The sequence below is a fragment of the Roseovarius sp. THAF9 genome, from assembly GCF_009363715.1.
Classification (GTDB): Bacteria; Pseudomonadota; Alphaproteobacteria; order Rhodobacterales; family Rhodobacteraceae; genus Roseovarius.
The window spans coordinates 715,759-730,971 of sequence record NZ_CP045404.1 but is presented as its reverse complement, the minus strand read 5'-3'; the positions used below and the strand labels follow the sequence as shown (position 1 = coordinate 730,971).

Annotated in this window: 12 protein-coding genes; 5 read left to right on the top strand and 7 right to left on the bottom strand. The window is 63.5% G+C overall.

Going from position 1 to position 15,213, the window contains the following annotated elements; all coding sequences use genetic code 11:
- Window positions 1-5: 5 nt before the first annotated feature.
- A complete protein-coding gene (locus tag FIU86_RS03670) occupies window positions 6-1,388 on the bottom strand; it encodes a DUF1800 family protein (RefSeq protein WP_152473825.1) in 1,383 nt (460 codons plus the stop codon).
- A 170-nt stretch (window positions 1,389-1,558) separates the two neighbouring features.
- On the opposite strand from FIU86_RS03670, the gene FIU86_RS03665 reads away from it, so the two are divergent.
- Complete coding sequence (locus FIU86_RS03665) at window positions 1,559-2,035, top strand: hemerythrin domain-containing protein (RefSeq protein ID WP_152473824.1); 477 nt, start codon at window positions 1,559-1,561, stop codon at window positions 2,033-2,035.
- A 94-nt stretch (window positions 2,036-2,129) separates the two neighbouring features.
- On the opposite strand, the gene aspS is transcribed toward FIU86_RS03665, so the two are convergent.
- Window positions 2,130-3,908: an aspartate--tRNA ligase gene (aspS, locus tag FIU86_RS03660; protein WP_152473823.1), complete on the bottom strand. Its 1,779-nt coding sequence runs from the start codon at window positions 3,906-3,908 to the stop codon at window positions 2,130-2,132.
- Between the two features lie 265 nt (window positions 3,909-4,173).
- Here aspS and FIU86_RS03655 point away from each other — a divergent pair, with 265 nt between their 5' ends.
- Window positions 4,174-5,406 (top strand): cyclopropane-fatty-acyl-phospholipid synthase family protein, encoded by a 1,233-nt coding sequence (locus FIU86_RS03655; protein WP_152473822.1) that lies wholly within the window; start codon window positions 4,174-4,176, stop codon window positions 5,404-5,406.
- 3 nt (window positions 5,407-5,409) lie between these two features.
- On the opposite strand, the gene FIU86_RS03650 is transcribed toward FIU86_RS03655, so the two are convergent.
- Both FIU86_RS03650 and FIU86_RS03645 read right to left on the bottom strand, forming a co-directional pair.
- Complete coding sequence (locus FIU86_RS03650) at window positions 5,410-6,048, bottom strand: aminotransferase class IV family protein (RefSeq protein ID WP_152473821.1); 639 nt, start codon at window positions 6,046-6,048, stop codon at window positions 5,410-5,412.
- The gene (locus tag FIU86_RS03645) at window positions 6,003-7,127 is read right to left on the bottom strand and encodes an aminodeoxychorismate synthase component I (protein WP_152473820.1); all 1,125 of its coding nucleotides are present in this window, start codon (window positions 7,125-7,127) and stop codon (window positions 6,003-6,005) included. The genes FIU86_RS03650 and FIU86_RS03645 overlap by 46 nt, the downstream gene beginning before the upstream one ends.
- Window positions 7,128-7,279: 152 nt before the next feature.
- Between FIU86_RS03645 and carB the strand changes: the two genes are divergently transcribed.
- From carB to FIU86_RS22985, 3 genes are all read left to right on the top strand, one after another.
- A complete protein-coding gene (gene carB, locus FIU86_RS03640) occupies window positions 7,280-10,576 on the top strand; it encodes a carbamoyl-phosphate synthase large subunit (protein WP_152473819.1) in 3,297 nt (1,098 codons plus the stop codon).
- Window positions 10,577-10,795: 219 nt separating this feature from the next.
- A complete protein-coding gene (locus FIU86_RS22990; RefSeq protein WP_274592583.1) occupies window positions 10,796-10,918 on the top strand; it encodes a hypothetical protein in 123 nt (40 codons plus the stop codon).
- A gap of 108 nt (window positions 10,919-11,026) precedes the next feature.
- Complete coding sequence (locus tag FIU86_RS22985) at window positions 11,027-11,149, top strand: hypothetical protein (protein WP_302848757.1); 123 nt, start codon at window positions 11,027-11,029, stop codon at window positions 11,147-11,149.
- Between the two features lie 75 nt (window positions 11,150-11,224).
- Here FIU86_RS22985 and FIU86_RS03635 read toward each other — a convergent pair whose 3' ends face one another.
- From FIU86_RS03635 to FIU86_RS03625, 3 genes are read right to left on the bottom strand one after another with little or no spacing between them, the layout of a single operon-like run.
- Window positions 11,225-12,925 (bottom strand): ABC transporter ATP-binding protein, encoded by a 1,701-nt coding sequence (locus FIU86_RS03635; RefSeq protein WP_152473818.1) that lies wholly within the window; start codon window positions 12,923-12,925, stop codon window positions 11,225-11,227.
- A 6-nt stretch (window positions 12,926-12,931) separates the two neighbouring features.
- Complete coding sequence (locus FIU86_RS03630; protein ID WP_152473817.1) at window positions 12,932-14,164, bottom strand: ABC transporter permease; 1,233 nt, start codon at window positions 14,162-14,164, stop codon at window positions 12,932-12,934.
- A 12-nt stretch (window positions 14,165-14,176) separates the two neighbouring features.
- Window positions 14,177-15,133, bottom strand: coding sequence for an ABC transporter permease (locus FIU86_RS03625; protein WP_152473816.1), 957 nt, complete (start codon window positions 15,131-15,133; stop codon window positions 14,177-14,179).
- Window positions 15,134-15,213: the final 80 nt, after the last annotated feature.

Here is a 15,213-nt window from a genome sequence, read left to right as displayed (position 1 = left end):
CTGTCCTACATTCTCTGGAACGCCGGCGACGCCAGCACCAGCCCCACGCCCTCGGCGTGCGTTTCCGCTGCCTTCGCGGCGAAGCGCACCGGCTCCGGCGCATCCGGGCCCAGCGCAGCCTCGACGAATTCGCGCGGGTCCGGCAACAGCCGCATCAGGCGGAACGGCACCGTCATGCCCCACTGCAGGCGCGCGGCCATCCGCTGCGGCGTGATCCACGCCGTATCCGCCTCGGGCCAGCCATCCGGCCCCAGCGGCGCACCCCAGGTCTGGCCCATCAACACCATCGGTCCCAGCACGATCTGGTTCAGTTTGCGATGGTCGTCCGGCACGTGACGAGGCGCAATACCCAAGGCCCGTAAACTGGAGCCGACGAAATCGATCGGCTGCTTCACATTGCCCGGCCCGGCGTGCCATGCCGCCGGATGCCTCAGCATGGCTTGGTAGACCTCCAACAAGTGCCCATCGCTGGCGCGGTAGGCTTCGGCCATCGTGCGAACCATGTCGGGATCTGGGCTGTCACCTGTGAAATGCACCGCCAGCTTGCGCGCAAGATGCGCCGCCGTCGCCGGATGCGCGGCCAGGTCCTCCAACACAGCCGCGACCCTGTCGAAAGACAGCTCCGCGCCGCCATAGACCCGGCCGAGCACCTTGTGCGCACCAGGTTCGGCAAAGCGCGGTCGGAACATGAATTTCGTCTCGCGTTCAACGGACATCCCCGTCAGCAATTCCGCAAGGGCACGCACATCCGCTTGGCTATACTCCGCCCCAACTCCCAGCGTGTGCAGCTCGATCAGTTCCCGCCCAAGATTTTCGTTCAGGTCCCGGGACAGATTTCGACGCTGGCCCAAGGCACTGTTGGGCCCTACCGTGACATGCTGCTTGAAATAGATCAGCATATGCGGATGCGTGATCACAGCCTTCAACATGTCTGCAAAACGCCCGTCAAGATACGGGCGGATCGCATCCTCCACATAGGGCAGGTAGCCTAGGCTGAGCGGCCCCGCACGGCCAACCGCGGTGAAATGGTCTGACCAGAAGAATGCCAGCCGTTCACGGAACCCGTCCTGCGCCAACGCCCGCCGCAACAGCACATTGCGAACCCAACCTCCGGCCTTTTCGCGCAGGCCGCGAAGGTGCATTTTCCGCGCCTCACGTGCTGCGACGCGCGCGTCTTCGCTCTTGGCGTTGCGGAAATCACGCCCGGCCTGCTGTACGGCAATTGTGGCGCGTCCCACCACTTCGAACCCGGCCACCGGAAACCGCTCTGCCGCGCGGTCCGGCCCCTCCAGCGCGGCCAGCATCGCGTCCACATTCAACGGCGCAGCGATCTTCGGCGAAAGACCACAGCCAAATCGAATAGCAGCGCGGTTGGGCTCAAACGGCATCGGCATTTTCTCCGGCAACGAGCATGCGATTCATATGGGGGACATCCTACAGGATCCCACGCGCCATGCTCCATCTCCCCTCGCGGCTCGGCAACAAGTTACGCATCGATCGGGAACCCCCTTGCCATGCCGCGCGTTCGCTCCCGAAAGCCAATCCCGAGGACCAGCCAATGCCCAATATCTACGACGCCATCCGCGCCGATCACGACAACCACCGCGCCCTGCTGAACCGGATCGAAGACACCTCCGGCGACAGCGACGACCGCAAGTCCGCGTGGCAGGAATTCTACGAAGACGTGAAGTCCCATGCGGCGGCCGAGGAAGAGACGTTCTATTCCAAGCTCATCTCCAAGACCTGGGGCCAGGACGCCGCCCGCCACTCGGTCCATGAACATCAGCAACTTGACGACATCATGGAAGAGCTGAACGAAACGGACATGGCCTCACCCGGTTGGCTCAACCGCTTCAAGACGCTGAAACACGATTACGAACACCACATGGACGAGGAAGAGGACGAGGTCTTTGCCCGCGCTCAGGAAGTGATCCCCGAAGACGAGATCGAAGGCTACGGCCAGCGGTTCGAAGATCGCAAGTCGAAGGAACGCAAACTGATCGACGACAAGCGTGAGGACAGCCTGGAAGACTGAGACGGCAAGCGACATTCCGGCACCCCTGTCCCGGACTTGATCCGGGACCTCTCACCAGTCACTTAGGATGGGTGAAAACCCACCCCGCGCCTGCTCAATCCTCCTGCGGGATCACCCGCAGGCCCAACTCCATCAACTGGTCGCTCGTCGGCTCGGAGGGCGCATTCATCATCAGGTCCTCGGCCCGCTGGTTCATCGGGAACATGATGACCTCGCGAATGTTTTGCTCGTCCGCCAGCAGCATCACGATCCGGTCGATCCCCGCGGCACAGCCCCCGTGCGGCGGCGCGCCGTACTGGAACGCATTGACCATGCCGCCGAACCGCTTACGCACTTCCGCCTCGTCATAGCCCGCCAGTTCGAACGCCTTGATCATCGTCTCCAGCTTGTGGTTCCGGATCGCGCCCGAAACCAGCTCATAACCGTTGCAACTCAGGTCGTACTGATACCCCAGAACCTCCAGCGGGTCGCCCTCCAGCGCCTCGATCCCGCCCTGCGGCATCGAGAACGGGTTGTGCGAAAAGTCGATCTCGCCCGACTCTTCATCCGCCTCGTACATCGGGAAATCGACGATCCAGGCAAAGGCAAAGCGGTTCTCGTCCGTCAGCCCCAGTTCCTCGCCGATCGTCACCCGCGCCTTGCCCGCCACGCGCTCGAACGCGGCCGGCTTGCCACCGAGGAAGAACGCCGCATCGCCCACGCCCAGCCCCAGCTGCTCGCGAATGGCTTCCGTCCGCTCCGGCCCGATATTCTTGGCCAGCGGCCCTGCGGCTTCCATCCCGTCACCCTGGTCCCGCCAGAAAATATACCCCATCCCCGGCAGGCCCTCTTTCTGGGCAAACGCATTCATCCGGTCACAGAACTTGCGGCTGCCGCCCGAGGGTGCGGGAATGGCGCGAATTTCCGTGCCATCCTGCTCCAGCAGCTTGGCGAAGATGGCAAAGCCCGAGCCGCGGAAATGCTCGCTCACATCCTGCATCTTGATCGGGTTGCGCAGGTCCGGCTTGTCGGTGCCATACCACAGCGCCGCATCCCGGTACGAAATTTGCGGCCATTCCTGGTCGACCGCGCGACCGCCGCCGAACTCCTCGAACAGGCCCTTGATCACCGGCTGGATCGTGTCGAACACGTCCTGTTGCTCGACAAACGACATCTCCATGTCCAGCTGGTAGAAATCCGTGGGCGAGCGGTCCGCGCGCGGGTCCTCGTCGCGAAAGCACGGCGCGATCTGGAAATACTTGTCAAAGCCACTGACCATGATCAGCTGCTTGAACTGCTGCGGCGCCTGCGGCAGCGCATAGAACTTGCCCGGGTGCAGGCGCGAGGGCACCAGAAAGTCGCGCGCGCCCTCGGGGCTCGACGCGGTGATGATCGGCGTCTGGTACTCGCGGAAATCGATATCCCACATCCGCCGCCGGATGCTGGCCACCACGTCCGAGCGCAGCTTCATGTTCTCCTGCATCGCCTCGCGCCGCAGGTCTAGGTAGCGATAGCGCAGCCGCGTTTCTTCCGGGTATTCCTGGTCCCCGAAGACGATCAGCGGCAATTCCCCGGCCCCGCCCAACACTTCCATGTCGCGGATGAAGACCTCGATCTCGCCTGTCTTGATCTTGGGATTCACAAGGCTCTCATCCCGCGCCTTCACCTCGCCGTCGATGCGGATGCACCACTCGCTGCGCAGCTTTTCGACCTCGGAAAACACCGCGCTGTCGGGATCGCACAGCACCTGCGTCATGCCGTAATGATCGCGCAGATCGATGAACAGAACCCCGCCATGATCGCGAATCCGGTGTACCCAGCCCGACAGGCGAACGGTGTCCCCGACATTCGATTTCGTCAGCTCGGCGCAGGTATGGCTGCGATATGCGTGCATGAGGTCCTCTCCGGGCGGCTGAAACTGCCCATTTCGCGTGCAATTCGGTTCGCGCCGATACACCTTGGCAAGGCGGCAAAGTCAAGGCCTGCAAGGCTATTTCCCGCCTGCGCGGAACCAAGGCCCGTCTTAAAAGATTTACAGAAAGTTAATTTTGCGCAAAGATTCCGGCTATCGAGCGGAAAACACGCGGGAAAACCGCGACACCGGCAGGTTTCACACCAGCACATGCGCCTCTGTGGGCGCGACAAGAATGGGGTGAGCCATGTGGACCAAGATGCTCGATGTGTTTGTCACACATCTGTTCCGAAACGGCGATTTCAGCCTGACCTATCCCGACGGTACGACGCGGCGCTATGGCGACGGCGGCACGCCATCGGTTGCGATGACGCTGCACGACCCTGCTTTGCCGCGCAAAATCATTCTGTCGCCCGAACTGGCCGTCGGAGAAGGCTACATGGACGGCACGATCACAATCGAAGACGACGACCTGCGCGGCTTTCTCAACCTCGCGGTCGACAACATCGCCCGGCAAGGCAGCCCATGGTTCCACCGCCCGCTGGGCCTCATGCGCCATGCCAGCCGCTGGTTGAAACAATTCAACCCGGTGGGACGGTCACGCGCCAACGTCGCCCATCACTACGACCTTTCTGGCGAGCTTTACGATCTGTTCTTGGACGAAGACCGCCAATATTCCTGCGCCTATTTTGCCCGCCCCGACATGACGCTGGAAGAGGCGCAGGTGGCCAAGAAACACCACATCGCCCGCAAGCTTTTGCTCAAACCCGGAATGCGCGTGCTGGATATCGGCTGCGGCTGGGGCGGCATGGCGCTGACGCTGGCGCGCGACTACGGCGCCGAAGTCGTGGGCGTCACTCTCTCCGAAGAACAGCACGCACTGGCCACGCGCCGCGCCGCCGAGGCGGGTCTGTCCGACAAGGTCCAGTTCCACCTGATGGACTACCGCGCTGTCACCGGCACCTTCGACCGCATCGTGTCGGTCGGCATGTTCGAGCATGTGGGCGTGCCGCATTACCGCGAATATTTCCGCAATGTGCACGACCTTCTGGCCGAGGACGGCGTCGCCCTCATCCATACTATCGGCCGCACGGACGAGCCCGGCACCACCAACCCTTGGATCCTGAAGTACATTTTCCCCGGCGGCTATTGTCCGGCCCTGTCCGAGGCGACCCGCGCCATCGAGGTCAACCAGCTGCACTCCTGCGATATCGAGGTTTGGCGCCTGCACTACGCCGAAACCCTGCGCCACTGGCACGACCGTTTCATGGCCAATATCGACCGCGCCCGCGAGCTATATGACGACCGCTTCTGCCGGATGTGGCGCTACTACCTCATCGCCTGCGAGGCGACGTTCCGCTACAACAGCCAGGTCGTGTTCCAGTTCCAGCTGTCGCGGCAGCAGGACGCCGTGCCGCTCACACGCGATTACCTCTACAGCGAAGACGCCGCCAAAGACCTGCGCCACGCCGCGGAATAAACCTCAGACCAGCCGCGCCGGGATCAGCCCGCGCAGCGCGTTGCCCACGTAAAGCGCCCGCGCCCCGGTCAGGTCTTCCGGCGTCAGCACCGCCTCGCGCGCCCGGCCCTCCGCGATCAGGCTTGCGCGCAACACGCCGGGCAGCACGCCCGAACTCAGCGACGGCGTCTCCAGCCCGTCGCCCCGGTCGACAAAGATATTGGTGATCGTCCCCTCGCAGACCGCGCCATCGGAGTTGAGAAAGATCACTTCCTCCACCCCCTCGGGCAACTTCGCCCGCGTCCGGTCATACAGGTGACGCTCGGTGCTCTTCACTGTCAGCCACGGATCGGTCGCGATCAATCGCGTCTCGGACACCGCCAGCCGCCATGCCCGGCCTTCGGGTTCAGGCGTAAACTCATGCAACGTGACTTCCACCTGCCCGCCCGCATCCACCGTCAGGCGCAACCGCTTTGGCCGGTCTGCCTCGACCGCCTCAAGCGCCGCATCCAGCCCGTCCATCTCGATCCTCAGCCGCGCCGCGCTCGCGCGCAGCCGATCAAGATGAAAACCGGCCAGCCGCAAACCTGCTTCAGGCGTCCACAGTCCAGTCTCGATCAGGCGAAATCCGGAATCAGCCGGCGGGCGAAGCGGGCTTTCCATAGGGCTTCCTCATATTCCGACGCGGCGGTGCTGTCATAGACCACGCCGCCGCCCACGTTCAGCGTCGCACGTCCCTGCTCCACAAGCAAACTGCGGATCGCCACGTTGAATTCCGACCGCCCGTCCGGCGCGGCCCAGCCGATGGTACCGCAATAGACATCGCGCGCGCCGTCCTCCAGCCCCGCCAATATCTCCATCGCCCGCATCTTGGGCGCCCCTGTGATGGATCCGCAGGGAAACAGCGCCCGGAACACCCCCGACAACGCCGTGCCCTCCAGCATCCGCCCCCGGATAAGCGAGGTCATCTGGTGCACCGTCGTCAAGCTTTCGACCGTGAACAGCTCCGGCACCTCGATACTGCCGATCTCGCAGATCCGCCCCAGATCGTTGCGCAACAGATCCACAATCATCAGGTTCTCGGCCCGGTTCTTTTCATCCTCCATCAGGAACCGGCAGCGCCGCGCGTCCTCGTCCACGTCCTCGCTGCGCGGCTGGGTGCCTTTCATCGGCTTGGTCTCGATCCCGCCCGCGCCATCGGTGCGGAAAAATAACTCCGGCGAGCGTGACAGGATCGCGGGCAGCCCCTCGGCCTCGATCATCGCGCCGAACCGCACCGGCTGTATCGCGGCCAGCGCGGCGTAAATCTCACCCGGCGCGCCCACCGCCTCCATCATGCAGGCGAATGTCAGGTTCGCCTGATAGAAATCGCCCGCACAGATATGGGCATGCACCGCGTCGAACGCCTGCGTGTATCGCGCCTCCGACCACAATGGCACGAAATGGTCCAGCCGCCCGGCAGGCTCCGGCAACGCCGCCGCCGCCTCCGGCCCCTCGAACGCCCCGAACTGCAACAACGGCACCCGCCGCCGCCCCGGCATCAGCGGCGCCAGCTTCGGCTCCAACGCATAGCCAAGCTCGTAGCTGGCGAATCCCGCCAGCCACAGGCCCGCGCCCCGCGCCGCATCCATCGCCTCCAAGGCTGCCGGCACGTCCTCCGCTTCCCGCGCCGAGATCACCTCGACCGGGCGCTCGAACGCGCATTCGCTCCCCTCGGGGCCATGATCGAAACGGATTCGCACCAGACGTCCTCTTTGTTTGGCTGGATATCTATGCAATCGCGGCCCGGAGTGCACTGCCAAATACGTCGCACTGCGTGCAAAGACCGATGCCCCTTGCGCTGTCCCGCGTAATGAATATAAGGCCAACAATTTGCGCCGCACCGGGGGATCACATGCCGAAAAGAACCGATATCAAATCGATCATGATCATCGGTGCCGGCCCCATCATCATCGGGCAGGCCTGCGAGTTCGACTATTCCGGCGCACAGGCCTGCAAGGCCCTGCGCGAGGAAGGCTACCGCGTCATCCTCGTCAACTCCAACCCCGCCACGATCATGACCGATCCGGGCCTCGCCGACGCCACTTATATCGAACCCATCACCCCCGAAGTGGTCGCCCGCATCATCGAAAAGGAACGCCCCGACGCGCTCCTGCCTACGATGGGCGGCCAGACCGGCCTCAACACGGCGCTCGCCGTGGCTGACATGGGCGTGCTGGAGAAATTCGGCGTCGAGCTGATCGGCGCCAACCGCGAAGCGATCGAAATGGCCGAGGACCGCAAGCTTTTCCGCGAGGCGATGGACCGTCTGGGCATCGAAAACCCCAAGGCCACCATCGCCGAGACCATGGAAGAATGCATGGCCGCCCTCGAACATGTGGGCCTTCCGGCGATCATCCGCCCCGCCTACACGCTGGGCGGCACCGGCGGCGGCGTGGCCTATAACCGCGCCGACTATGAACATTACTGCAAATCCGGCCTCGACGCCTCGCCTGTCAGCCAGATCCTGATCGACGAGTCGCTGCTGGGCTGGAAGGAATACGAGATGGAGGTCGTGCGCGACCGCGCCGACAACGCCATCATCGTCTGCTCCATCGAAAACGTCGATCCGATGGGCGTGCATACCGGCGATTCCATCACCGTCGCGCCTGCCCTCACGCTCACGGACAAGGAATACCAGATCATGCGCAACGGCAGTATTGCCGTCCTGCGCGAGATCGGGGTCGAGACCGGTGGCTCCAACGTGCAATGGGCCATCAACCCCGACGACGGCCGCATGGTCGTGATCGAGATGAACCCCCGCGTCTCCCGCTCCTCGGCGCTGGCGTCCAAGGCCACCGGCTTCCCGATTGCGAAAATCGCCGCCAAGCTGGCCGTCGGCTACACGCTGGATGAGCTCGACAACGACATCACCAAGGTGACTCCGGCCAGCTTCGAGCCGACCATCGACTATGTCGTCACCAAGATCCCGAAATTCGCCTTCGAGAAATTCCCCGGCTCCGAGCCTCACCTCACCACCGCGATGAAGTCCGTGGGCGAGGCGATGTCCATCGGCCGCACCATCCACGAATCGATGCAAAAGGCGCTGGCCTCGATGGAATCCGGCCTGACTGGCTTTGACGAGATCGAAATCGACGGCGCGCCGGAAAAGACCGCCGTCATCAAGGCGATCAGCCAGCAGACCCCGGACCGGATGCGCACCATCGCCCAGGCCATGCGCCACGGTCTGACCGATGACGAGATCTTCGCCGCCACCAAGTTCGACCCGTGGTTCCTCGCCCGCATCCGCGAAATCGTCGAGGCCGAGGATGCCGTGCGGCAGGACGGCCTGCCCGCCGACGAAAAGGGTCTGCGCCGCCTGAAGATGATGGGCTTCACCGACGCCCGCCTCGCCAAGCTCACCGGCTTTACCGAGGCCGACGTGCGCCGCGCCCGCCACGCGCAAGGCGTCGTCGCCGTGTTCAAGCGCATCGACACCTGCGCCGCCGAATTCGAGGCCCAGACGCCTTACATGTACTCCACATACGAAGCCCCCATGATGGGCGAGGTGGAATGCGAGGCGCGCCCCTCCGACCGCAAGAAGGTCGTCATCCTCGGCGGCGGCCCCAACCGCATCGGCCAGGGGATCGAGTTCGACTATTGCTGCTGTCACGCCTGTTTCGCGCTGACGGATGCCGGCTATGAGACCATCATGGTCAACTGCAACCCCGAAACGGTCTCGACCGACTACGACACCTCCGACCGGCTCTATTTCGAGCCGCTGACCTTCGAGCACGTGATGGAAATCCTGCGCGTCGAGCAGGAGAACGGCACGCTGCACGGTGTGATCGTCCAGTTCGGCGGCCAGACACCCCTCAAACTCGCCAACGACCTCGAGGCCGAGGGCATCCCGATCCTCGGCACCACGCCCGACGCCATCGACCTTGCCGAAGACCGCGAGCGGTTCCAGGCGCTAGTGAACCAGCTGAACCTCAAGCAGCCCAAGAACGGCATCGCCCATTCCGATGCCGAGGCGCTGGCCATCGCCGAGGAAATCGGCTTCCCGCTTGTAATCCGCCCTTCCTACGTGCTGGGCGGCCGCGCCATGGAAATCGTCCGCGACATGGGCCAACTGGAGCGCTACATCAACGAGGCCGTCATCGTCTCGGGCGACAGCCCCGTTCTGCTCGACGGCTACCTCTCGGGCGCCATCGAATGCGACGTCGACGCGCTCTCGGACGGTGAAAACGTCCATGTCGCCGGCATCCTGCAACATATCGAAGAGGCCGGCGTGCACTCGGGCGACAGCGCCTGCTGCCTGCCGCCTCACACCCTGCCCCAGCCCATCATCGACGAGATCGACGCCCAGACCCGCGCGCTCGCCAAGGCGCTGAACGTGGTCGGCCTGATGAACGTCCAATTCGCCGTCCAGGGCGACGATATCTACCTGATCGAGGTGAACCCCCGCGCCAGCCGCACGGTCCCCTTCGTCGCCAAGGCCACGGACTCGGCCATCGCCTCCATCGCTGCGCGCCTCATGGCTGGCGAGCCGCTCTCGGCCTTCCCCCATCGCGGCGCCTACCCGTCGGATACCAAGCCCGGCACCCTGCCCATGGCCGACCAGATGACGCTAGCAGATCCCGCGATGCCGTGGTTCTCGGTCAAGGAGGCGGTGATGCCCTTCGCCCGCTTCCCCGGCGTCGACACGATCCTCGGCCCTGAAATGCGCTCGACGGGCGAGGTCATGGGCTGGGACGTCTCCTTCCCCCGCGCCTTCCTCAAGGCCCAGATGGGCGCGGGCGTCGAGTTCCCCGAAGGTGGCAAGGTCTTCTTCTCGATCAAGGACGACGACAAGACGCCCCAACTGGTCGAGACCGCACAGGTTCTTGTCGATCTGGGTTTTGCCATCGTCGCCACCCGCGGCACCGCGGCCTTTCTCGAAGGCCACGACATCGCCTGCGAGGTCGTCAACAAGGTCTACGAGGGCCGCCCCGACGTGGTCGACATGCTCAAGGACGGGCAGATCAGCCTTGTCATGAACACAACCGAGGGTATACAAGCCGTCGAAGACAGCCGCGAGATTCGCTCGGTTGCGCTCTACGACAAGATCCCTTATTACACGACTGCCGCCGCCGCTCATGCCGCCGCACTGGCCATGAAGGCCCGGCAGGAAGGCGATCTTGTGGTAATGCCGCTACAGGGCACCGCCTGACCAAAATTTCCTTGCGCGGAGCGCACCCGCGCAAGAGTTTGAAAACATTATATCTTTCCAGAACCCCCGCAGCCATGTCCTGCGGCCAGATCGGCTATGCAAAATTTTCATAGAATCCGAAACGAATTTGGATTGCGCCGCCATAATTTTTGACTAGATGGATTGTAGGAGCAAACGACCTGTTCCGCTTGAGCGACCGCTAGCCAAAGGAGGCCAAACATGACCCGCGATGAATTGAACCGGGAACTTCGTATGCATAGTGCCACCTGGCAGTCGGTGGTTCTTGTGTACGGTATCCTCGTCGGTACGCTGATCCTGTCGGCCTCCGCCATCATCAGCTAACCCGACACCCCGGCGCCCGCGCCACACCAGAACATCTCGACCAATCCCTTCGGCGTTGAACGTGAGACTCGTTTAGCGCCTTTGGCGTCTCTGAAAAGGATACCCGCCATGAACCGTGACCAACTGATCCGCGAATTGCAGGCCCACAGCGCCACGTGGCAGGCCGTGGTAATCGTCTACGCCCTGATCGTCGGCGCGATGGTCCTGTCGGGCATGGCCATCACCGGCTAACGCACCTTACGAATTCATCAAAAGAAAACGGCGCCCTGTCTCCGGGGCGCCGTTTTTTGTTGCTGACCGCCAGGCTCAGACCTGCGTGCCCTCGACCTTGTCGTCGTCCGGGTCGATCTTGGCCGTGGCCGCGTCGCCGATATTGTCGACGCCGCGCTCTTCCAAGAGCGTCGTCAGCCAGTTCGGATCCATCTCCGGCACCGAGCTCAGCAACAGGTCGGTATAGGGGTGGTGCGGCGGCGTGAACATGTCGTCCTTCGGCCCCTGCTCCACCACCTGCCCGTTCTGCATCACCACCACCTCGTCGGCGATCGACCGCACCGTGGCAAGGTCGTGCGTGATGAACATATAGGCCAAGTTCAACTCGTTCTGCAGCCGGTCCAGCAGCCGCAGGATGCCTTCCGCCACCAGCTGGTCCAGCGCCGAGGTCACCTCGTCACAGACGATAAAGGTGGGTTCCGCCGCCAGCGCCCGGGCAATCCCGATCCGCTGTTTCTGCCCACCCGACAGCTCGGGCGGATACCGGTTGTAGTATTTCGACGGCTCCAGTTCGATCAGGTCCAACAATTCATCGACACGGGTCTTCAGCGCCGTGCCCTTCAGACCCGAATAGAACTGCGCCGGCCGCCCGATGATCTCCGAGATCTGCACCTTCGGGTTCAATGCGGTATCGGCCATCTGATAGATCATCTGGCACTGCCGCAACTGGTCCTTCGAGCGGTCCTTGTAACTTGCCGGGAAGGGCTCGCCCTTGAACAGAACCTCGCCTTTCGAGGGCGGCAACAGCCCGGTGATCACCCGCGCTGTCGTGGACTTGCCCGACCCGGATTCGCCCACCACGGCCACCGTCATCCCCTCGTAGATGTCGAACGACACGTCATCGAGGATCTTGGGCCCGTTGGAGTAAGACGCATCCACGTTCTTGACCGAAATCAGCGGTGGCGTGCCATCCGTCGGGCGATGCTTCTGCGGGCTGGTAAAGCTGCGCACCGCCCAAAGCGACTTGGTGTAATCCTCCTGCGGATTTTCCAGCATCTGGTCGGTCGGCGCTTCCTCAACCTCCTCGCCCTTCAGCAGCACCTTGATCGTGTCGGCCATCTGCGCAACCACGGCCAAATCGTGCGTGATGTAGATCGCCGCAGTGTTGAACTGATCCACGATATCGCGGATCGCCGCCAGCACCTCGATCTGGGTGGTCACGTCCAAGGCCGTCGTCGGCTCGTCAAAGATGATCAGGTCGGGCCGGCACGACATGGCCATCGCCGTCATCGCCCGCTGCAACTGGCCGCCCGACACCTGGTGCGGATACCGAAATCCGATCTCGCCCGGATTGGGCAGGCGCAACCGCTCATACAGCTCGACCGCGTCCTCCTGCGCCTCCAGCCGCTTCTTGATGCGGTACTGCACCGGCGCCTCGGTGTGCTGGTCGATCAGCTTGTGCGCTGGGTTGAACGACGCCGCCGCCGACTGGGCCACATAGGCGATGCGCGATCCGCGCAGCGCCCGTTTCTCGGCCTCCGACGACGTGGTCAGCTCGATCCCGTCGAACTCGATCGACGAGCCCTCCACGATCCGCGTGCCGTCGCGGGCATAGCCCATCGCCGCCGCGCCGATGGTGGATTTGCCCGCCCCGGATTCCCCGATCAGGCCCATCACCTCGCCGCGATGCAGGGTCAGGTCGACACCCTTGATGATGTCGACCCAGGTTTCGTCCGAGTAGCCCTGGATCTTCAGGTCCCGGATTTTCAGAAGGACATCTGTTTTTTTCAAGCCCATGTCGTTTTACTCCTTCAAGCCCGAGGACCGGTGCAGCATCCAGTCCACCACGAAGTTGACCGCCACGGTCAACAGCGCGATGGACGCGGCCGGAATAAGCGGCGTGATCTCACCAAACGAGATCAGCGTCGCGTTCTCCCGCACCATCGACCCCCAGTCCGCCGTGGGCGGCTGGATGCCAAGCCCAAGGAAGCTGAGCCCCGCGATCAGCAGGAACACGAAGCAGAACTCCAGCCCGAACTCCGCCACCAGCGGCGCGGTCGAATTCGGCAGGATCTCCCGCCGGATCAGGTACCAGTTCTTTTCACCGCGCAGCTTGGCGGCCTCGATATAGTCCATCACCACCACGTTGCCCGCGACCGCCCGCGTCAGGCGGAAGACCCGCGGCGAGTAGATGATCGCGACCACAAGGATCAGGATGATCTCGGAGGCGTCGAACAGCGACGTGCCCGCCAGCGCAAAGGCAAAGGCCACACCGGCGACAATCGCGGCGCCGACCACCCAGCTGATCGCCGAATACGCCGCCGCCATGAGGAACAGCGCCCCCACGACCACGGCAAATCCAAAGAGCAGCCAGAAGCTGGTCGAAGGCGCGGCCAGCGACCCGCCGAAGATCGACAGCATCAGCAGCGCAAAGATCAGCGACGGGATCGACATGATCACGTCCGCGATCCGGCCCATCGTGCCGTCAAAGAACCCGCCTTTCGTGGCCGCCAACAGGCCCGCCATCGCGCCCAGGATGAACGCAAGCACCGTGCCGCACAGCGCCAGCGCCACGGTGTTCCGCGCGCCATAGATGATACGGCTGAACATGTCCCGGCCCAGCTGGTCGGCGCCAAGCAGCATGTTGTTGTCCGGCGGCGCGAAGGCCTGGCTGATGATCTCGGCCTCGCCATGCGGCGCGATGGCCGGGGCGAAGATGCCCATGATCGCCACGACGAAGATCACGAACATCCCGAAGGCCGCGGTCAGCGGCGCGGTGCGCAGCTCCTTGGCCATCTCGTCGCTCGCCAGCGCCGTCAGGAACTCGCGGAACGCGTAGGACATCATGCCCGCCGCCAGCAGCAGTCCCGCGGCAATCGCCACGAAGCGCAGCGCCGGAATGCCCCCGATGATCGCAAGCACCAGCGACACCAGCGTCAGCGAGAACAGCAGCAGGAACGCCGACCGCTGATTGTAATAGGCCGCCCCGCATGACAGCAGGAGCAGCAGGGCGAAGTAGAGGATTACAAATACCATGGTCCGCCCTCCTTATTTCGGGTGCCGCAGACGCGGGTTGGTGAGGATCGCACCAACGTCGGCCGCAAGGTTGAGAAGAATGAAGGTCGCCGCGAAGATCAGGCAGCAGGCCTGCACTACGGGGAAGTCGCGTTTCGAAACCGCGTCCACCAGCGCCTGGCCGATGCCCGGATAGACGAACACCACCTCCACCAGCACCACGCCGGTGATCAGGTACGCGAGGTTCAGCGCGACCACGTTGATGATCGGCGCCCAGGCGTTGGGCAGCGCGTGTTTCACGATCACCCGCCAGGGCGGTGCGCCCTTCAGGCGCGCCATCTCGATATAGGGGCTGGCGAGCAGGTTGATGATCGCCGCGCGGGTCATCCGCATCATGTGCGCCATGACCACCAGCACCAGCGTCAGCGCTGGCAGGAAGGTGCGTTCCAGCAGATCGAGGAAACTCATCCCCTCGCTCAGGCTCGCGATGGCCGGGAACATGCCCCACTTGACCGCGAAATAGAGGATCAGGATGTAGCCCAGGAAGAATTCCGGCGACGAGATGAAGGACAATGAGACGACGTTCGCCACCCGATCGAAGATCGAGTTGCGCAACAGCGCCACGATCACGCCGAGGATGATCGACACCGGCACCGCGATCACTGCCGCATAGGCCGCAAGGAACAGCGTGTTCATGAACCGCTCGCCGATGATCTCGGTCACCCGCGCGTCGGTCACGATGGAGCTACCGAAATCCAGGGTAACGGCATCGCTCAGCCAAGCCAGGTATCTGACGATCGCGGGCTGGTCGAGGCCCATTTCCCTGCGCAGCGCCGCAAGGTTCTCCGGTGTCGCCGACTGCCCCAGCACCGCTTGCGCGATGTCACCGGGCAGCAGCTCGACCATGAAGAAGATTATCAACGAGATCACCAATAGGATGATCAATCCGAGACCGAGACGCTTGCCGACAAGCGTTAAGATGTCTCCCATATGTCCCTCCTGCTGTTGGGCGTCCGCCTTGCCCGTCCCCGGGCCGCATCCGCACAGCTTATTATGTTATGACGGTGTGA

What these genes read in the sequence shown, in the direction of transcription:
- FIU86_RS03670 (WP_152473825.1), bottom strand. Translation starts at nt 1,388, where the DNA reads ATGCCGTTTGAGCCCAACCGCGCTGCTATTCGATTTGGCTGTGGTCTT.
- FIU86_RS03665 (WP_152473824.1), top strand. Translation starts at nt 1,559, where the DNA reads ATGCCCAATATCTACGACGCCATCCGCGCCGATCACGACAACCACCGC.
- aspS (WP_152473823.1), bottom strand. Translation starts at nt 3,908, where the DNA reads ATGCACGCATATCGCAGCCATACCTGCGCCGAGCTGACGAAATCGAAT.
- FIU86_RS03655 (WP_152473822.1), top strand. Translation starts at nt 4,174, where the DNA reads ATGTGGACCAAGATGCTCGATGTGTTTGTCACACATCTGTTCCGAAAC.
- FIU86_RS03650 (WP_152473821.1), bottom strand. Translation starts at nt 6,048, where the DNA reads ATGGAAAGCCCGCTTCGCCCGCCGGCTGATTCCGGATTTCGCCTGATC.
- carB (WP_152473819.1), top strand. Translation starts at nt 7,280, where the DNA reads ATGCCGAAAAGAACCGATATCAAATCGATCATGATCATCGGTGCCGGC.
- FIU86_RS22990 (WP_274592583.1), top strand. Translation starts at nt 10,796, where the DNA reads ATGACCCGCGATGAATTGAACCGGGAACTTCGTATGCATAGTGCCACC.
- FIU86_RS22985 (WP_302848757.1), top strand. Translation starts at nt 11,027, where the DNA reads ATGAACCGTGACCAACTGATCCGCGAATTGCAGGCCCACAGCGCCACG.
- FIU86_RS03635 (WP_152473818.1), bottom strand. Translation starts at nt 12,925, where the DNA reads ATGGGCTTGAAAAAAACAGATGTCCTTCTGAAAATCCGGGACCTGAAG.
- FIU86_RS03630 (WP_152473817.1), bottom strand. Translation starts at nt 14,164, where the DNA reads ATGGTATTTGTAATCCTCTACTTCGCCCTGCTGCTCCTGCTGTCATGC.
- FIU86_RS03625 (WP_152473816.1), bottom strand. Translation starts at nt 15,133, where the DNA reads ATGGGAGACATCTTAACGCTTGTCGGCAAGCGTCTCGGTCTCGGATTG.